This is a genomic window from Burkholderia sp. BCC1993, assembly GCF_905339865.1.
Taxonomy (GTDB): domain Bacteria; phylum Pseudomonadota; class Gammaproteobacteria; order Burkholderiales; family Burkholderiaceae; genus Burkholderia.
The window spans coordinates 105,481-123,619 of record NZ_CAJPGZ010000018.1; the positions used below are offsets into that span (position 1 = coordinate 105,481).

Genomic DNA, 18,139 nt, shown 5'->3' on the forward strand with positions numbered 1-18,139 from the left:
CTTCGGAAATTTTTTCCGTCGTTCGCGCTAGACGTTGCAGGCCAAGTAAAACTTGCGCATTCCGGTCGATGCGAAAGCCGTCGGCGAGCCGCTGCCAAAGGCGTTTCGAGGGGGTAGTGCACGATTTTAAAAGGAATTACTCTGCACGCAGCGATTGAATTATGAAAAATTGATCGGTACTATACCCGCGCGCTTCTTGCAAAGCAAAAGAACCAGATTCTCAACGATTTTAATACTCACGCGCCGGTGGATATAACGATGAAAGACCGTCTCTTCGCAAAATTGTCTGGGGTAGTGCTGGCTTGCGGCGTGATCGCCGGTTGTGCGAGCCAGCCGCCGGCGCCGCCGACTGCCGAGGTGTTCAACAAGTCGCTGGCCGATGCGGACGCCGTTGCGAAATCGGGTGACCAGGACAAGGCGCTCGGCCTGTACCAGCAGCTCGCGAAGTCGGATCCGACGCGCGAGGAACCGTGGTCGCGCATCGCGCAGATCCAGTTTGCCCAGAACCACTACGGCCAGGCGATCGTCGCCGCGCAGGAAGCACTGCAGCGCGACGCGACCGACCGTCAGGCGAAGAGCGTGCTCGCGGTCGCGGGGCTGCGGATCGCGACGCAGTCGCTCGGCGAACTGCGTCAGGATTCGTCGCTCGCAGGCGATGCGAAGTCGGACGCGCAGGCGCTCGCGAAGCAACTGCGCGACACGCTCGGCGAATCGGCGCTGTTCCCGCCGGAGCAGAAGGCGCAAACCCGCAAGGTCGTGCGTCGCCAGATTCACCGTCCGAAGGCCGGCGCCGGCGCCGCAACCGAGGTAGCCGCCGGTGCTGCCACCACGCCGACGGCGTCGGGCAACACCGCGCCGCAGAAGGGCGGCGCCGATCCGTTCAGCGCACTGCGCAACTGACTGCAACTGACGCGATAACCACAACTAACCTGGGAGCCGTCGAGATGGCCAAGAAAGAAAGCATTCAGAAAAGCTTGCAGAAAATACGGCCGCCGCGCGTCCAGTTGACCTACGAGGTCGAGAAGGGCGACGCGATCGAGGTAAAGGAACTGCCGTTCGTCGTCGGGGTCGTCGGCGATCTGGCGGGCCAGTCGGAAGTCGAGCAGCCGAAGCTGCGCGACCGCAAGTTCGTCAACATCGACCGTGACAACTTCGACGACGTGATGAAGGCGATCGAGCCGCGTGCCGCGTTCCAGGTGGAAAACCGCCTGAGCCCGGAAGGCGGCAAGTTCGCGGTCGACCTGAAGTTCCGTTCGCTGTCGGATTTCAGCCCGGACGAAGTCGTCGAACAGGTTGAGCCGCTGCGCCGCCTGCTCGAGGCGCGCTCGAAGCTCGCCGACCTGCGCAACAAGCTCGCCGGCAACGACAAGCTCGAGGATCTGCTGTCCGAGGTGCTGAAGAACACGCAGCAGCTGCAGGAGCTCGCGAAGGGCACGGGCAGCGACAAAGACGGCGAATGACGACGGAGTGTTGAGATGAACCAGCAAACGGCTGCGGCCCAAGCGAGCGGCGCGGAATACGCCGCCGGGACTTCGCTGCTCGACGACATCGTCGAGAAGAGCAAGGTCGCGAAATCCGATTCCGAGCATGCACGTGCGAAGGACCTGATCGGCGAACTCGTGCACCAGGTGCTCGACGGCACGGTGATCGTGTCGGACAACCTGTCGGCGACGATCGACGCGCGCGTCGCGGAACTCGATCGCCTGATCTCCACGCAGCTGTCCGCGGTGATGCACGCGCCGGAATTCCAGCGCCTCGAAAGCACGTGGCGCGGGATGGATTATCTGGTCAAGGAAAGCAACACCGGCCAGACGATCAAGATCAAGGCGCTGCACGCACCGAAGCGCGACCTCGTGCGCGATTTCAAGGGCGCGAGCGAGTTCGACCAGAGCGCGCTGTTCAAGAAGGTCTACGAAGAAGAGTTCGGCACGTTCGGCGGCTCGCCGTTCGGTGCGCTGATCGGCGATTACGAGATCTCGCGCCAGCCGGAAGACATGTACTTCATCGAGCAGATGTCGCACGTCGCGGCGGCCGCGCACGCGCCGTTCATCGCGTCGGCGTCGCCGGAGCTGCTCGGCCTCGAGTCGTTCTCCGACCTCGGCAAGCCGCGCGATCTCGGCAAGGTGTTCGACACGGTCGAATACGCGAAGTGGAAGTCGTTCCGCGATGCCGAGGATTCCCGCTACGTCGGCCTCACGCTGCCGCGCTTCCTCGGCCGCCTGCCGTTCAATCCGAAGGACGGCCAGACCGCGGAGAACTTCAACTTCGTCGAGGACGTCGACGGCACCGAGCACGACAAGTACCTGTGGTGCAACGCGGCGTGGGCCTTCGCGGCACGCCTGACGGCCGCGTTCGACGACTTCGGATGGTGCGCGGCGATCCGTGGCGTCGAGGGCGGCGGCCTCGTCGAGGACCTGCCGACCCACACGTTCAAGACCGACGACGGTGAAGTCGCGCTGAAGTGCCCGACCGAAATCGCGATCACCGATCGCCGCGAGAAGGAGCTGAGCGACCTCGGCTTCATCCCGCTCGTGCATTGCAAGAACTCGGATTACGCTGCGTTCTTCGCCGCGCAATCGGTGCAGAAACCGAAAAAATACAGCACCGACAGCGCGAATGCGAACGCCGTCCTGTCCGCCCAGCTTCAGTACATCTTCTCGGTATCGCGCGTCGCGCACTACCTGAAGGCGATGATGCGGGACAAGATCGGCAGCTTCGCATCGGCGCAGAACGTAGAGACTTTCCTCAACCGGTGGATTTCCCAGTACGTCCTGCTCGACGACAACGCGTCGCAGGAGCAGAAGGCGCAATTTCCGCTGCGCGAGGCATCCATACAAGTGTCGGAGATTCCGGGCAAGCCGGGCTCGTATCGTTCGGTCGCGTTCCTGCGTCCGCACTTTCAGCTCGACGAACTCTCGATTTCTCTGCGACTTGTCGCTGATCTGCCCAAACCGGCAAATTCATAAGCGAGTAAATCGCCCGGGCGGGCCGCCTGGGTAGGACGTTAAAACCACCTCTTTGGGGAGTCGAAGGGCCATGTTACATATGCACTTGCAGTTTGGTAGTCCGGCGGTGAAGGGTGAATCCGCGGACAAAGACCATCAGGGCTGGATCGAACTGAAATCGTGGGATCACTCGATCGTTCAGCCGCGTTCGGCAACGGCATCGACCGCAGGCGGTCACACGATGACGCGCTGCGAGCACGGCGACATGATTTTCACGAAGGAAATCGATTCGTCGAGCCCGCTGCTGTACCAGCACGCATCGGGCGGCACCACGTTCGATGAAGTGACGGTCCATTTCTCGCGCGCGGATGGTGAAGGCAAGCGCGTGCAGTATCTGGAAGTGAAGCTCAAGTACGTGATCATCTCGAGCATCGCGCCGAGCGTTCGCGAAGAAGGTCTGCCGCTCGAGACGTTCTCGCTGAAGTACGCGGCCGTGCAGTGGAAGCAGACCCAGCAGAAGATCGGCGGCAACCAGGGCGGCAACACGCAAGGCGCCTGGAGCCTGACGAAGAACGACAAGACCTACGCGGTCTAAGGTCGGTTGCGGCAACGGGGCGCTCGGCGTCCCGTTGCCGTTTTCGCTGGGCACGCCGGCCGATGAAACGATTCGAACCCAGTTTTCTCGACAAGCTGTTCGACGACGAACCGCATCTGCCGGCCTCGGCCGCGATGCGGCAATTGTCGCTGGACGAGCTCAAGAACACGGTCGCCCGCGACGTCGAGGCGATCCTCAACACCCGTATCGCGCACACCGAAATCGAGCTGGCCGCGCTGCCGGAATGCCAGAAGTCGGTGCTGACCTACGGGCTGAACGATTTCGCGGGGCTGAGCCTCGCGAGTCACTACGACCGCGCGTTCATCTGCAAGTCGATCCAGCAGGCTATCGCGCGCCACGAGCCGCGGCTGCAGCAGGTGCAGGTGACGTTCGAGCTGAACGAGCAGTCGACCAACGCGCTTTACTTCGCGATCCAGGCGCTGCTCGTCGTGCACCCGGCCGAGGAGCCGGTGAGTTTCGACGCGATGCTGCAGCCGTCGACGCTGCAGTATTCGGTCACGCGCGCACGCGCGGCCAGAATGCTGTGAATCGAGCTGCCGAGCGGGCCGGACCGCCCGGTGGTGGATCAGGGTCCGGCAGGAAATATTGAGGTTCGGGGTCGTCGATGGAAGAATTGCTGCCGTATTACGAGCGCGAATTATCGTTTTTGCGGCGCTATTCGCGAGATTTCGCCGAGCGTTATCCGAAGATCGCCGCGCGGCTCGCGTTGTCGGGCGAGCACTGCGAGGATCCGCACGTCGAGAGGATGATCGAGTCGTTCGCGCTGCTCGGCGCGCGCATCAACAAGAAGCTCGACGACGACTACCCGGAATTCACCGAAGCGCTGCTGGAAGTGCTGTATCCGCACTACCTGCGGCCGTTCCCGTCGTGCTCGATCGCGCAGTTCACGCCGGCGTCGCCCGGCCAGCAGACCGAACCGGTCGTGATCGACCGCGGCACCGAGCTGAAGAGCCGCCCGATCCGCGGCGTGCAGTGCCGGTTCCGCACCGCCTACGACGTGACGCTCGCGCCGATCCGCATCTCGGAGGCGCGCTACATGCCGGTCGCGCTCGCGCCGAGCGCGACGGTGCTGCCGTCGAACGCGACGGGCGTGATCTCGATCACGTTCGAATCGCTCGCCGCGCAGCTCGATCTCGGCGCGCTGAAGCTGTCGACGCTGCGTGCACACCTGCACGGCGAGCAGTCGTTCGTCGCCGCGCTGACCGACTGCCTGTTCGTCAACGTGCTCGGCGCGTACGTCGAGCCCGAGCGCAACGGCCGCTGGACCGCACTGCGCAAGCTGCCGATCGCGCACGCCGGCTTCGACGAGGACGACGCGCTGATCGACTACCCGGCGAAGTCGCACCCCGCGTATCGCCTGCTCACCGAATACTTCGCGTTCCCCGACAAGTTCGATTTCGTCGATTTCGACCTTGCGGCGATCGCGCGCGCGTCGGGCCGCTGCCAGCGTGCGACGTTGCATCTGGTGCTGCAGGACGTGCGCAGCGATTCGCACGTCGCGCGGCTGCTCGAGCTGCTGACGGCCAGCCATTTCCGGCTGTTCTGCACGCCGATCGTCAACCTGTTCCGCCAGCACGGCGAGCCGATCCGCATCACGCACCGCGCGGTGTCGTATCCGGTGATCGCCGAAGCGCGCCGCGCGTTCGCGTACGAGGTGTACTCGATCGATTCGGTGAAGCTCGTCCGGCAGCAGGCGCATGAAGAATCGGTGATCGAGTTCCGGCCGTTCTATTCGCTGCATCACGGCGAATCGGCACGGATCGGTCACTACTGGTTCGCGCGCCGCAACGACTGGGTCGCGCAGAAAAGCCCCGGCTACGAAACCGAGATATCGATCGTCGACATCGACTTCGAGCCGACCTCGCCGCAGACCGACACGCTGAGCCTCGACCTCACCTGCACGAACCGCGACCTGCCGGCGATGCTCGCATTCGGCCTCGAAGGCGGCGACCTGTTCCAGGAAGGCGGCGCGCAGACGAGCGGCATCTCGCTGTTGCGCCGCCCGACGCAGAGCGTGCGCTTCGAGCGCGGCCGCGCCGCGCACTGGCGGCTCGTGTCGCACCTTGCGCTCAACCACGTGTCGCTGGTCGCGCACGGGCTCGCGCCGCTCAAGGAAATGCTGACACTGTACGACCTGCGGCGCACCGCCGTGTCGATGCGCCAGATCGACGGCCTCGCCGGCGTCGAGCAGCGCGGCGCCGTGCAGTGGCTGCCCGGCAAGCCGTTCGCGACCTTCGTGCGCGGCATCGAGATCCGCCTGACGATCGACGAGGAGCACTTCGTCGGCGCGAGCCTCGCGTCGTTCGTACGCGTGCTCGACAGCTTCTTCGGGCTGTACGTCCATCTCAACAGTTTCGTTCAACTAGTCGTGGTGTCGAAGCGCACCGGCGAGGAGATCATCCGATGCAAGCCCCGCACCGGCGAATCGATCCTGGCGTAGTCGACGCGCTGCTCGACGAGCCGCACCGCTTCGAGTTCTTCCAGGCGGTGCGCGTGCTCGAAGGGCTGTTCGCGCGGCAGGCGTCCGATGCGCCCGGCGCGTGGCGGCAGGGCGACGTCGTCGCGCAGCGCATCGAATTCCGCAACTCGCTGTCGCTCGGCTTTCCGCCGAGCGAGATCGAAGGCGCCCGCTCGTTCGACGACGACGGCACGCTGCTCGACTCGAGCGACGATCGCGGCGCCGCGCTCGCGGCCGGCGAGCTCGGTCACGTCGAACTGACACCCGCATTCTTCGGGTTGCTCGGCGGGCAGGGCGCGCTGCCGCTGCACTACACCGAGCAGATCGTCGCGCGCGAGCACCTGAAGCGCGACCACGCGGCGCGCGCCTTCTTCGACGTGTTCTCGAACCGCGCGACCGCGCTGTTCTACGCGGCGTGGAAGAAATACCGGCTGCCGTTCCATTACGAACTCGACCGCGACGAGCGCTACCTGCCGCTCCTGCTCGCCATCGCCGGCGTGCCGAGCGACGAGGTGCGCGACAGCCTCGCGGCCGGCGCGGGCGGCGTGCTCGACGAGGCCGTCGCCGGCTACGCGCTCGCCGCGCGGCACCGGCCGATGTCGGCCGCCTACCTGCAGCGCACGCTGTCCGATTACTTCCGCGTGCCGGTGAAGATCGACCAGTTCGTCGGCAAGTGGTACGACGTGCCGCCCGACCAGCTGAGCGTGCTCGGCGAGGTCAACGCGGTGCTCGGCGCGACGGCGCTCGTCGGCGAACGGGTGTGGCAGCGCGACATGCGCGCGCGGATCGTCGTCGGTCCGCTGTCCAAGCGCGACTACGAGGCGTTCCTGCCCGGCGGCGCGCAGGCCGTCGCGCTCGAACGGATGCTGACGCTGCTCGCCGGCGTCACGCTCGAATACGAGGTGAAGCTCGTGCTGAAACGCACCGAGGTCGGCGCGAGCGTGCTCGGCGCGGGCTCGCGGCTCGGCTGGGACGCGTTCCTCTGCACGCGCGACGCGGCCGAAGACCGCTCGGACGCCCGCTACGAACTGCACGTGATTCACTGATTCCGAACGACAACAAACAATCGAACCTGAGATCGACGCCATGAGCACGCCTCTGAAGACCCTGATCACGAAACTGAACCCGCTGTGCCGGCACGCGACCGAGCGCGCGGCGAGCGCGTGCCTGGCGCGCGGCCATTACGAGGTCGATCTGGAGCATCTGTTTCTCGCGCTGCTCGACCAGGCGACGGGCGACCTGCCGCTTGCGTTGCGCGCGAGCCGCGTCGATCCGCATGCGCTGCGCGCCGATCTCGAGCGCGAACTCACGCGCCTGAAGACGGGCAACACGCGCACGCCGGTGTTTTCCGTGCACCTGATCGCGCTGTTCGAACAGGCCTGGTTGATCGCGTCGCTCGATTCGCAGCTCGGCCGCATCCGTTCGGGGCACCTGCTGCTCGCGCTGCTGACCGCGCCCGATCTCGCGCAGTTCGCGCAGCGCATGTCGTCGCAGTTCGCCGAAATGAACGTGACGGACCTGAAACACAAGTTCGACGAGATCATGGTCGGCTCGAGCGAGGCCGAGCCGCGCCAGGCGGACGCGGAGGGCGACGACGTCGCGCCGGCCGCCGACGGCGCCGCGCCCGCGGCCGGCCCGTCGAAGACGCCCGCGCTCGACACGTACACGACCAACCTCACGCAGCGCGCGCGTGACGGCAAGATCGACCCGGTGATCGGCCGCGAAGCCGAGATTCGCCAGGCGATCGACATCCTGATGCGCCGCCGCCAGAACAACCCGATCATGACCGGCGAGGCCGGCGTCGGCAAAACGGCGGTCGTCGAGGGCCTCGCGCTGCGGATCGCGGCCGACGACGTGCCGCCGCCGCTGCGCGGCGTCGCGCTGCACGTGCTGGACATGGGCCTGCTGCAGGCCGGCGCGAGCGTGAAGGGCGAGTTCGAGAACCGCCTGAAGAGCGTGATCGACGAGGTGAAGAAGAGCGCGCACCCGATCATCCTGTTCATCGACGAGGCGCATACGATCATCGGTGCGGGCGGCCAGGCCGGCCAGAACGACGCGGCGAACCTGCTGAAACCGGCGCTCGCGCGCGGCGAGCTGCGCACGATCGCCGCGACGACCTGGAGCGAATACAAGAAGTACTTCGAGAAGGATGCGGCGCTCGCGCGGCGCTTCCAGGTCGTGAAGGTCGAGGAGCCGAGCGAGCCGCTCGCGGCCGCGATGCTGCGCGGGATGTCCGGGTTGATGGAGAAGCACTTCAACGTGCGGATCCTCGACGACGCGATCACCGAGGCCGTGCGCCTGTCGCATCGCTACATCAGCGGCCGCCAGCTGCCGGACAAGGCGATCAGCGTGCTCGACACCGCGTGCGCGAAGGTCGCGCTCGCGCACAGCGCGACGCCCGCGGCGATCGACGACACGAAGAAGCGCATCGAGCGCATCGACGCGGAAATCGCGTCGCTGGAGCGCGAAGCGGCGGGCGGCGCGGCGCACGACGAGCGCCTGGGCGAACTGCGCGGCGCGCGCGACACGGCGCTCGCACAATTGACCGAGGACGAGGCGCGCTATGAAGCCGAGCGCGCGATCGTCGTCGAGATCACCGAACTGCGCGACACGCTCGACAGGGCGCGCGGCCCGTCGGAAGACGGCGAGCCGGTCGACGTGGCGGCCACGCGCGAGAAACTGGCCGAACGCGTCGCGGCGCTGCACGCGCTGCAGGGCGGCGAGCCGATGGTGCCGCTGCAGGTCGACGGTCACGTCGTCGCCGAGATCGTCGCCGCGTGGACCGGCATTCCGCTCGGCCGGATGGTGAAGGATGAAATCGACACCGTGCTGAACCTGCAGCCGCTGCTGACCGCGCGCGTGATCGGCCAGGACCATGCGCTCGATGCGATCGCGCAACGCGTGCGCACGGCGACCGCGAACCTCGAGGATCCGAACAAGCCGCGCGGCGTGTTCATGTTCGTCGGGCCCTCGGGCGTCGGCAAGACCGAGACGGCGCTCGCGCTGGCCGACATCCTGTACGGCGGCGAGCGCAAGATGGTCACGATCAACATGAGCGAGTACCAGGAAGCGCACAGCGTGTCGGGCCTGAAGGGCTCGCCGCCGGGCTACGTCGGCTACGGCGAGGGCGGCGTGCTGACCGAGGCCGTGCGTCGCAATCCGTATTCCGTCGTGCTGCTTGACGAGGTCGAGAAGGCGCACCCGGACGTGCTCGAGATGTTCTTCCAGGTGTTCGACAAGGGCACGATGGACGACGCCGAAGGGCGCGAGATCGACTTCCGCAATACGCTGATCATCCTGACGTCGAACGTCGGATCGGCCGCGGTGATGCAGGCGTGCCTGAACAAGCCGGCCGAGGAACTGCCCGATCCGGACGGGCTCGCCGAGGCGCTGCGCCCGCAACTGTACAAGACGTTCAAGCCGGCGTTCCTCGGCCGGATGAAGGTCGTGCCGTACTACCCGATTTCCGACGACGTGCTGGCCGAGATCATCGAGCTGAAGCTCGAACGGATCCGCCGCCGCATCGAAGCGAACCACAAGGCCGCGTTCGAGTGGGACGAATCGCTCGTCGACGCGGTGCTCGCGCGCTGCACCGAGGTCGATTCGGGCGCCCGCAACGTCGACCACATTTTGAACGGCACGCTGCTGCCGGAGATCGCGGGCCACGTGCTCGGCCGGATCGCCGACGGCGCGGCCATCGCGCGCATCGCGGTGCGCGCGGACGAGGCCGGCGAATTCGCCTATACGGTCGAATGAGCCCCCGCACGCGACATCTCATGCATCAATGGATTCACTGAACCATGCCGATCAATCTCCCCGAGCTGCTGACGCCGATCAGCGATGCGTCGCCCAGCGGCGACGACCTGCTGTTCTCGAACGAATTCGACGCGATCCAGGACGCGCGGCGCTATGACGATCCGACGCTCGACCAGGGCGAGTGGGTGACCGAGATCAAGGAGGCCGACTGGGGCTTCGTCGTCGATCACGCGGGCGCGCTGCTGCGCACGCGCACCAAGGACCTGCGGCTCGCCGTATGGCTGACCGAGGCGCTCGCGCTGGAGGACGGCATCACCGGCCTCACTGAAGGCTATGCGCTGCTGGAAGGCCTGTGCCGCGACTACTGGGACACCGTGCATCCGCTGCCCGAAGGCGACGACGTCGAATACCGGCTCGGCAACGTCGCGTGGCTGTCCGGCCGCACGGCCGAGCTGCTGCGCGGCATTCCGGTGACGGACGGCGCATCGAACGCATTTACCACGCTCGACTGGGAAGTCGCGCAGCATGTGGCGCAGGCCGTGAAGCGCGACCCGGAACACGCGGACGACATCGCGCGCGGCAAGCCGTCGGTCGAGCAGGTCGATGCATCGCGGCGTGTGACGTCGATCGCGTTCTACACCACGCTGCTCGCGAACCTGAAGGCGTTCGAAATCTCGCTCGACGCGTTCGAGGAGCGGCTCGTCGAACGCGCCGGCGATTCGGCGCCGAGCTTCCGGCAGACGCGCGACGCGTTCGAGACCGTGTACCGGCTCGTCGAGCGCTTCGCGCGCGAGCAGGGTTATACGGGCAGCGCGCCGCATGCGCCGTCGGCGCCGCAGGCGCAGCCCGAGCGCATCGAGCCGAGCTTCGGCGACGCGTTCCACACCGAGGAGACCCATGTGCAGTCGCAGACCGCTCCGCGTCCGCCGGCGACGCAAATGATCGCCGGCATCCAGAACCGTGCGCAGGCCGTCGACCAGCTGCGTGCGGTCGCGCGCTACTTCCGCCAGACCGAGCCGCACAGCCCGGTCGCGTATCTCGCGGACAAGGCCGCCGAATGGGCCGACATGCCGCTGCACAAGTGGCTCGAGAGCGTCGTGAAGGACGACGGGTCGCTGTCGCACATCCGCGAGCTGCTGGGGGTGAGGCCCGACGAGCAGTCGTGAGCCGCCGCTTTTTGACCTGAGAGCGCGGGCCCGGCGGGTTCGCGATGAACGAGAAGAAGGGTGACGCATGAACGTGACCGAACTGGCACAGGCGATTCGTGGTGGCCTGATCCAGCAGGATCGGCTGCTGAAGACGGACATCCCGTCGCTGCCGAACAATGCGCTCGCGCCGCGCCGCGCCGTGACCCGTTCGGCGCTCGGCCGCGATTTCAGCGTGGCGCTCGACCTGGTGTCCACCGCGAGCGACGTCGAGCTCAAGACGCTGATCGCGCAGCCGATCACGCTGTGGATCCAGCAGGCGGACAAATCCTATCTGCCGATCAACGGCTATGTCCACACGGCGCGACGGCTCGGCGCCGACGGCAGCCTGTCGAGTTACCAACTGCGCTTCGCGTCGTGGATGCATTTCCTCAAGTTCCGCAGCGACATGCGGTACTGGCAGGACCAGCCGGTCGACGCGATTCTCTCCGACGTGTTCGACATGCATCCGCAGGCCAGGGGCCAATACCAGTTCGCGTTGTCGAAACCGTTGCCGTCCCGGTCGTACTGTCGCCAGAGCGAAACCGACTGGAACTTCGTGCATCGGCTGATGGAGGACGAAGGGCTGTTCGGGTTCTGGCGGCACAGCGAAGACGGGAAGGCGCATACGCTCGTCATCACCGACGACGTGCATGCGGTCGATGCGCTGTCGCCGAATGTCGTCACGTTCGATCGTTCCGGCAGCGGCACCGAAACCGCCGGGTTCACGCAATGGGCCGCGTCGCGGACGTTGCAAAGCACGCTGCACACGACGCGCACGTTCGACTACAAAGCGCCGTCGTCGGCGGGCAATCCGAACGGCACGTCGCTGCCGACCAAGGCCGGCCAGGGCGACCTGCCGGGCCAGACGGAAATCTACGAATACACCGGCGCGTACACGTATCCGGGCCAGGAGCGCGGCGAACACCTGTCGAAGATCCGGCTCGAGGAATGGGAGTCGCGCGCGAAGCGCTTCTTCGGCGTGGGCGGCGTGCGCGCGATCGATGCCGGCCGGCGCTTCACGCTGAGCGGTCATCCCGAGCACGACCGCGATTCGGCGAGCGATCGCGAGTTCGCGGCCATCGGCGTCACACGGTACATCGAGAACAATCTGCCGGTGTCGGACCACGAAGCGAACTTCCCGCATAGCCTGCAGGACCAGCTGGCGCAGGTAAAGGCCGGTCACGGGGAAGCTGCCACGTTTCAGGTCGGGCATGACGACGGCTCCGCCGGGTTCTATCTCGTCGAGGTCGAAGCGCAGCGCGCGAGCGCGCCGTACCGCAGCCCGTTCGAGCATCGCAAGCCCGCGATGCAGCTCGAGACGGCGATCGTCGTCGGGCCGAAGGGCGAAGAGGTTTATACGGACGAGCTGAACCGGATCAAGGTCATGTTCGTCTGGGACCGCCAGAGCGAAGGCCGCGAGAGCGCGTCGTGCTGGATGCGTGTCGTGCAGTCCGATACCGGTGGCGGGTACGGCGGCGTGCATATTCCGCGGGTCGGCGAGGAAGTGCTGATCGGCTACATCGGCGGCGACTGCGACCGGCCGATCGTCATGCATCGCGTGTACAACGGTGCCACCAAGCCGCAGTGGCATAGCAACGGGATCCTGTCGGGCTTCCGGTCGAAGGAGTATGCGGGATCGGGGCACAACGAGATGGTGCTCGACGACGCGACCGGGCAGAACCGCGCGCGCCTGTTCAGCAGCAGCGCGAATTCGCTGCTTCACCTCGGCTATCTGATCGAGCAGAACGGCAACACGCGCGGTGCGTATCTCGGCTCGGGTTTTGATCTGCGCACGGATGCGTACGGTGCGGTGCGCGCCGGGCAGGGGCTGTATGTGACGACGCATCCGAAGCAGGCGAATAGCCAGCCGCTCGATGTGAGCGAAGCGAAGCAGCAGCTTGGCAATGCGGAGGGGCTGATCGAATCGATGTCGCAGGTCAGCGAGATGCATCAGGCGGAGAGTCTCGGCACCGGTCGCGATGCGCTGAAGCAATTCACCGATGCGACGCAGAACAGCGTGGCGGGGGCGGCCTCGGGCGGCGGCAGGACCGCAGGCGGCGGGACGGGGAATGCGAATGCGTTCAAGGAGCCGGTGATGCTGTTCGCGAGCCCGGCGGGGATCGGGGTGGCGTCGCAACAAAGTACGCACCTGGCTGCGGACCGGCACGTGAACGTGGTGAGTGGTCAGAGCACGCATCTCGTCAGCGGCAAATCGCTGGTGGCGAGCGTCAAGGAGAAACTCAGCCTGTTTGCGCAGAATGCGGGCATGAAGCTCTTTGCCGGGAAAGGTGCGGTCGAGATACAGGCGCAGAACGACAACGTCGAGTTGGTCGCGCAGAAGACGATCAAGGTGCTGTCGGCGACTGCAACGATCGAAGGCGTTGCAAAGGAAGAGATTCTGCTGACGTCGGGCGGCGCGTATGTCCGGATCAAAGGCGGCAACATCGAGATTCATGCGCCGGGCAAGATCGACGTGAAGGGCGGACAGCATGCGTTCAGCGGGCCGACGAGCATGCACAAGACGTTCAAGGCGGAAGGCAAGAAGGCAGACATGCGGATTCGCTATGTGGATGCCGACGGCAACGTGCCGCACGGGGAACCGATCAAGTTCACGACCGAGGACGGGACCGAGCATAGCGTCGCGCTCGACGCGGAAGGTCGTGCGGAACTGAAGAACATCGATTTTGACGAGTTCGTGGCCAGTCAGGTCAAGCGGACGGGGGAGTGAAAATGGGCAAGCCTCTTGTTCAACATAACGTCTGTATTGATTTGCCGGGGGAGCCGGTCAAATGCGCGGCCGAGACGGAATTGACGGTGCTGTTGCGCAAGCATCGTGACGTGGTATTCGACGTCAAGCTTCAGCCGGGTGCGACGTATACCGTCACCACGACGCATCCTGATCGACCCACCGGGCGCTTTTATGACACCAAGCGGAAAGCGAATACCAGCAAGACGGTGTTCAAGGACGGGGAGCCGTGCCACATCTGGATCGGTCGTACTTTCGAGGGGAGTCTGATTCTCAAGCAAGACGAGAAGGTACTCGGGCATTATCCGATTGCCAAAATGGACTGCACAAAGGGCTGTACCGATGATCCGAAGGATAAACCAGCGCCGGTTCTGATTGTGCTCCACAACGATAAGGAGTGGGCGAAGGACCTGATGCGGATTTCGGATGCGGGAGTCCTGGGAAATGCTGCTGCGGCACCATCACTGATGTCCGCTCTGGATCGGGCCCGCCAAGAGCAATCCAAAGGTGGTTCATCCGGTCTGCTGACTAATAGCCCGTTCCAATCGAAAAAAACGATGGCGGGTACACCCAGTATTTTTCCGAGGGATGCACTAAATGTTTCCACGGATGGGCGGGAAATAAAATACTCCGTTCATATGTTTTCTGTAAAGCGGAATGCCGGAGTGGAGGAGCCAAACTGGGTGCTGAAGTTCTTCAAAGAGGGTGACAAGCCTTACGAATTTAAGCTTAATCCTCACGATGTGATATCGAGGAACTGGTTTTTGATGCAGGTGGGGAATATCGGCGCATATATCAGGGATGCTTGGTACGGAAATGAGCCTTGGGCAAGAGATTTTTTCAAGAGGTCATTTTTTTTAATCAAGCGGGGTGGTGAAACGGTGCTCGCGTTCTCCACGGTGCCGGAAGATTGGAAGACTCTCGGGTTTCTGCTGGTTGGTTATGCGCGGGAAGTGCAGCCCGGCACCAAGTTGGCAACAATCGCTGGCGGGGCCGGATCATTGTCGTCGGCAGGGGCGGCGGCGTGGAACGCAGCCAAGGGATCCTTTTCCGGGAATGCACTGGTCGCCTTCTTTATTGGGGCGGGCATAGATACATTTGTATGGTTTTCGGATTCGAATCAGGATTTTCGAGATTTAATGGCAATATTATTGGTGGATGCATTCAAGGCGGCATTGGTTGGTGCGGCAATAAGCTTGGCCAACGCAGGTATAGTCGCTATGGCTGCGGCGACAGGGGTGACTGTGGGTGCTTTGGCAATCGGTGGATTTGTCCTGATTTTGGGTGTTGGTTTGCTCGTTGATTATTTGTTCGATGCTAGTGGGAAGAAATTTTTGAAGTTGCTATTCCATAATCCGAAGGCTGTCGTGGATGAAATCGATGGCATGGTGCGGAGAGCTGGTAGGGCACTCGAAGAGAAGCTGCCGAAGGATTACGGCGACTATTACTCGGGGTCGCAATGGATGATGCTTCCCTGAAGATGGATTTACTTTCGGCAATTTTTTGGGATTTTATCTGGCGATGATGGAATCAAATGTTGATGGTCCACCGGTTGGCGACGGTTCGCCGATAGATTTTCATGGAAAACTGGCTGCGATAGAGTTGGCTATTGGTTTGCTTGTGGCTGGCATATATTACGTATTTTCCCAGTTGGGTGTGATGGCCGATTCGCTATGGAAATCGATAGTGGTTGTTCAATTTTGTATATCGATTGTTTTGTTCGCTCATTATGTTATGAATCGGCGATCTCGAAGACTCTGGGTTGAGGGCGTTGTTTCGCTGTTTGCCCTGGGGCCGTGGTTGATGATCGCATTGGTTTGGTTGTTCTACATATCATACGCTCCGATGCCCGGGATTTTGAGGGTTTCCGTGATTGTTGTGTGTTTTGTTATTGTCGGGTGGCACGCATTCAAGGTTTTGTCGGATTTTCGTCGCGCCGTGAAAACGGAATCGGTTGTGAAGACGATTTATTATGAGAGTGGTGGAAATTTGATTTTCCGTAATTCACTGGGTGGCTATATTGATCAATTGACTTCGCGGAATCCGCTGAAAGGATCCCTGCTTTCGGTGATTGGTTATTCGATGCCTTTTGCGGCGGCATTTGGGTTGAGTGCGAGTCATATTTTTGGTGAGAACGTTGGCCCTCATGTGTTGGGTGTTATTTTGTCGCTCGTGGGGTTTCCGATGTCGATCTGGATAATTGGGAATGCCTGCATGCGATCGATTTTTTTTAGAATTTATTTGCCATTGATGCTTGAGAGAAAAACTGGGAAGAAAGTTATTCTGAGTTCATGAATGGGCTGATGCTTGCAGTGGTTTGAGGCGAAATTTTGTATTCGCGTGATACTGTGCAATTTCCAGAGCGAATCTGGTTGCTGGTGCCATCCGCATCGTATGCGCGTACGTGCTCCGAACGCCACTGTTTCTGGAAGATACGCCGCCGTTAACAATCGCTGCTGGCGAGGTGCCGACCATGATCATCGGCCGAGCGGCCGCATGGAGGGCAGACGGCGGGCGAGGGGGGCTTAAGGTAGATTCAGCGGGAATATATATGATAGCGATCCCAAAGTGAAGGGAAGAACAAGAATCGACGATCACGCTAAGCTCGCAATGATTTGTGGTGTGCTTGGCCTTGTCTAATTGGCATTTTACTGGATTGCATTCAAGGCATTTCGATCCTCAAACCTTCCATGACAAATTGCCTTGCCAGTCGAGTTGATTTGCCCGGCGATCGTCTATTCGCCCTATCTACTGAATCGTCGCGCAAGGCGGATGAATTGGGAGGGCATCACGGCTATCTTCGGGGTATTTCCAATCTGGATGGTCATGGGCTCGCACTGGTTATTCTATTTTGGGTTTGCTCCGATGCCGACTGGCATTCGTGTAACCGCGCTTTTGCTTTGTATTGGTGTAACCGCGATCCTCGATCCACGGAAGCAGCGCAATGCTCACCGCACACAGCATCAAGCCGCCGACCAAGGCGAACAGACCGAATCCGATTTCTCGTACCCATTCCCCGCCCACAACCGCTTCGTTGCGCCGCGCAATACCCGGAAACATCGGCGAAACGCGCAGCCCATCGTTCGCGGCCTCGCTGCAATACGTCTTCGTGAACGCGGCGAACTGTTCGCGATCGATGTTCGACGCGGCGGAGCGCGAATAAACAGGCGACCCGGCAGGCTGCCACGTCGTGTCGTAGTGCTGCGTTTGCCCGGCACCATAGCGGAAGACGGCGCGCGCCTCCCATGTCACGTCGGACTTGCCATATCGCAGAGACAACTCGCATTGCTCGACAAGGGCCGAGACATGAGGCCACGCGCCAGCGCGAACGAGGATGGCCGAATTGATGACGCCCGATGCGCCCACCAGCACGAAGACCGCACCGAAAATCAGAAGAATGGCCGATCGCAAGCAGCGCAAAGCGAATTTCATCGGAATTGCTGGATTCTCGACATGCCCCCGAATGCCCCGCCTACTGCCCCACCCGGAACTCGATCCGCCGATTCCTCGCCCGCCCCTCGGCCGTGTCATTCGGCGCAATAGGCTGATCCGGCCCGACCCCCGTCGTCGTCATCTGCTGCGGCTGAATGCTCTTCGTGATCAGATACCCCTTCACGGCATCCGCGCGCGCTTGGCTCAACGCGATGTTCGACGTCCGGTTCCCCGAGTTGTCGGTATGCCCGATGATGTCGACCATGCGGTTCTGCATCTTCGCGAGCGCCGCCGCCATCTGATCGAGAATCTGCCTGCCCTGCGGCGTGAGCGTCGCGCTGCCCGTTTCGAACTCGATCGTGCGATTCGCGAGCGTCTGGTCGAGCAGCCCCTGCTCGGACGCCGACACGCGCAGCCCGTTCTTGATCGTATACGTCGGGTTCAGCGTATTCGCCATGTCGCTCGCGAGCTGCTGGCGCTGCGCCTCGTTGTGCACCTCGCCCTTCATCTCGATCTGCGTGCCGTTGATCTTCAACTGGCCTTTGCTGATCTGCTTCAACTGCGCGCCGAGCAGCTTCTGCACGTTCGCGCTCCAGTTCGGCGGCGTCGCGACGTCGCCGACCTCGACCTGGTCGACCACGTTCGCCGCGCCGTAGGTGTCGCGCAGCTTCTGCAGCACGGCTGCCTTGGTCGCCTCGTCGGGCACCTTGCCGCCGACCACCACCTGGCCGGGCGTCGCGTTCGCGGGCGGCGGCGCGATCGTGCCGGCCGTGCCCCGCACCACCGTGCCGGACGCCGTGGCCGGCGCGGAGCCGGGGTTCGGACTCGGGTTCGCGGGCAGGGCGGCGGCCGCGACCGTGCCGTTGCCGACCGGCGTGACGGTCGCGCCGCCCGTGTTCTGCGCATAGGCCGCGCCGCAGGCGACGAGGCCGGCAGCGGCGAAGGCGGCAACGAAGGGCGACAAGCGCGTGCGCCGGACCTGAATCGTGCGTTGCATCC

Annotated in this window: 14 protein-coding genes; 12 read left to right on the forward strand and 2 right to left on the reverse strand. The window is 63.4% G+C overall.

Translation table 11 applies throughout. The annotated features are described in order from the left end of the window. The first annotated feature begins 258 nt into the window (after window positions 1-258). The 12 genes from U4Y91_RS28075 to U4Y91_RS28130 all read left to right on the forward strand — a co-directional run bounded on the left by U4Y91_RS28075 (window position 259) and on the right by U4Y91_RS28130 (window position 16,003). Complete coding sequence (locus tag U4Y91_RS28075) at window positions 259-900, forward strand: tetratricopeptide repeat protein (RefSeq protein ID WP_321807815.1); 642 nt, start codon at window positions 259-261, stop codon at window positions 898-900. 44 nt (window positions 901-944) lie between these two features. Then, complete coding sequence (gene tssB, locus U4Y91_RS28080; protein WP_121859106.1) at window positions 945-1,460, forward strand: type VI secretion system contractile sheath small subunit; 516 nt, start codon at window positions 945-947, stop codon at window positions 1,458-1,460. Window positions 1,461-1,475: 15 nt separating this feature from the next. Beyond that, window positions 1,476-2,966 carry a type VI secretion system contractile sheath large subunit gene (tssC, locus tag U4Y91_RS28085; protein WP_039320274.1) on the forward strand — a complete coding sequence of 497 codons (1,491 nt, stop codon included), beginning with the start codon at window positions 1,476-1,478 and terminating at the stop codon, window positions 2,964-2,966. Between the two features lie 70 nt (window positions 2,967-3,036). Next, the gene (locus U4Y91_RS28090) at window positions 3,037-3,540 is read left to right on the forward strand and encodes an Hcp family type VI secretion system effector (protein ID WP_006477093.1); all 504 of its coding nucleotides are present in this window, start codon (window positions 3,037-3,039) and stop codon (window positions 3,538-3,540) included. Window positions 3,541-3,602: 62 nt separating this feature from the next. Continuing rightward, complete coding sequence (tssE, locus tag U4Y91_RS28095; protein WP_044845929.1) at window positions 3,603-4,088, forward strand: type VI secretion system baseplate subunit TssE; 486 nt, start codon at window positions 3,603-3,605, stop codon at window positions 4,086-4,088. Between the two features lie 77 nt (window positions 4,089-4,165). After that, window positions 4,166-6,001 (forward strand): type VI secretion system baseplate subunit TssF, encoded by a 1,836-nt coding sequence (gene tssF / locus U4Y91_RS28100; protein WP_321807816.1) that lies wholly within the window; start codon window positions 4,166-4,168, stop codon window positions 5,999-6,001. Further along, complete coding sequence (gene tssG, locus U4Y91_RS28105; protein ID WP_321807817.1) at window positions 5,965-7,065, forward strand: type VI secretion system baseplate subunit TssG; 1,101 nt, start codon at window positions 5,965-5,967, stop codon at window positions 7,063-7,065. The genes tssF and tssG overlap by 37 nt, the downstream gene beginning before the upstream one ends. A gap of 40 nt (window positions 7,066-7,105) precedes the next feature. Continuing rightward, window positions 7,106-9,775, forward strand: coding sequence for a type VI secretion system ATPase TssH (gene tssH / locus U4Y91_RS28110; RefSeq protein ID WP_321807818.1), 2,670 nt, complete (start codon window positions 7,106-7,108; stop codon window positions 9,773-9,775). A 44-nt stretch (window positions 9,776-9,819) separates the two neighbouring features. Then, entirely contained in the window at window positions 9,820-10,941 is a 1,122-nt protein-coding gene (gene tssA, locus U4Y91_RS28115) for a type VI secretion system protein TssA (RefSeq protein ID WP_321807819.1), read from the forward strand. 67 nt (window positions 10,942-11,008) lie between these two features. Continuing rightward, window positions 11,009-13,690, forward strand: coding sequence for a type VI secretion system Vgr family protein (locus tag U4Y91_RS28120; protein WP_321807820.1), 2,682 nt, complete (start codon window positions 11,009-11,011; stop codon window positions 13,688-13,690). Between the two features lie 2 nt (window positions 13,691-13,692). Further along, window positions 13,693-15,186, forward strand: a complete 1,494-nt coding sequence (locus U4Y91_RS28125) for a hypothetical protein (RefSeq protein WP_321807821.1) — start codon at window positions 13,693-13,695, stop codon at window positions 15,184-15,186. Window positions 15,187-15,211: 25 nt separating this feature from the next. Further along, window positions 15,212-16,003: a hypothetical protein gene (locus tag U4Y91_RS28130; protein WP_321807822.1), complete on the forward strand. Its 792-nt coding sequence runs from the start codon at window positions 15,212-15,214 to the stop codon at window positions 16,001-16,003. A 546-nt stretch (window positions 16,004-16,549) separates the two neighbouring features. Here the strand turns inward: U4Y91_RS28130 and U4Y91_RS28135 are convergent. Both U4Y91_RS28135 and U4Y91_RS28140 read right to left on the reverse strand, forming a co-directional pair. Further along, the gene (locus U4Y91_RS28135) at window positions 16,550-17,140 is read right to left on the reverse strand and encodes a DUF3592 domain-containing protein (RefSeq protein ID WP_321807823.1); all 591 of its coding nucleotides are present in this window, start codon (window positions 17,138-17,140) and stop codon (window positions 16,550-16,552) included. Window positions 17,141-17,180: 40 nt separating this feature from the next. Further along, window positions 17,181-18,137 (reverse strand): OmpA family protein, encoded by a 957-nt coding sequence (locus U4Y91_RS28140; protein WP_321807824.1) that lies wholly within the window; start codon window positions 18,135-18,137, stop codon window positions 17,181-17,183. Window positions 18,138-18,139 lie beyond the last annotated feature (2 nt).

Excerpts from the sequence above, each read along its gene's own strand:
- U4Y91_RS28075 (WP_321807815.1), top strand. The coding sequence starts at position 259 with ATGAAAGACCGTCTCTTCGCAAAATTGTCTGGGGTAGTGCTGGCTTGC.
- tssB (WP_121859106.1), top strand. The coding sequence starts at position 945 with ATGGCCAAGAAAGAAAGCATTCAGAAAAGCTTGCAGAAAATACGGCCG.
- tssC (WP_039320274.1), top strand. The coding sequence starts at position 1,476 with ATGAACCAGCAAACGGCTGCGGCCCAAGCGAGCGGCGCGGAATACGCC.
- U4Y91_RS28090 (WP_006477093.1), top strand. The coding sequence starts at position 3,037 with ATGTTACATATGCACTTGCAGTTTGGTAGTCCGGCGGTGAAGGGTGAA.
- tssE (WP_044845929.1), top strand. The coding sequence starts at position 3,603 with ATGAAACGATTCGAACCCAGTTTTCTCGACAAGCTGTTCGACGACGAA.
- tssF (WP_321807816.1), top strand. The coding sequence starts at position 4,166 with ATGGAAGAATTGCTGCCGTATTACGAGCGCGAATTATCGTTTTTGCGG.
- tssG (WP_321807817.1), top strand. The coding sequence starts at position 5,965 with ATGCAAGCCCCGCACCGGCGAATCGATCCTGGCGTAGTCGACGCGCTG.
- tssH (WP_321807818.1), top strand. The coding sequence starts at position 7,106 with ATGAGCACGCCTCTGAAGACCCTGATCACGAAACTGAACCCGCTGTGC.
- tssA (WP_321807819.1), top strand. The coding sequence starts at position 9,820 with ATGCCGATCAATCTCCCCGAGCTGCTGACGCCGATCAGCGATGCGTCG.
- U4Y91_RS28120 (WP_321807820.1), top strand. The coding sequence starts at position 11,009 with ATGAACGTGACCGAACTGGCACAGGCGATTCGTGGTGGCCTGATCCAG.
- U4Y91_RS28125 (WP_321807821.1), top strand. The coding sequence starts at position 13,693 with ATGGGCAAGCCTCTTGTTCAACATAACGTCTGTATTGATTTGCCGGGG.
- U4Y91_RS28135 (WP_321807823.1), bottom strand. The coding sequence starts at position 17,140 with ATGAAATTCGCTTTGCGCTGCTTGCGATCGGCCATTCTTCTGATTTTC.
- U4Y91_RS28140 (WP_321807824.1), bottom strand. The coding sequence starts at position 18,137 with ATGCAACGCACGATTCAGGTCCGGCGCACGCGCTTGTCGCCCTTCGTT.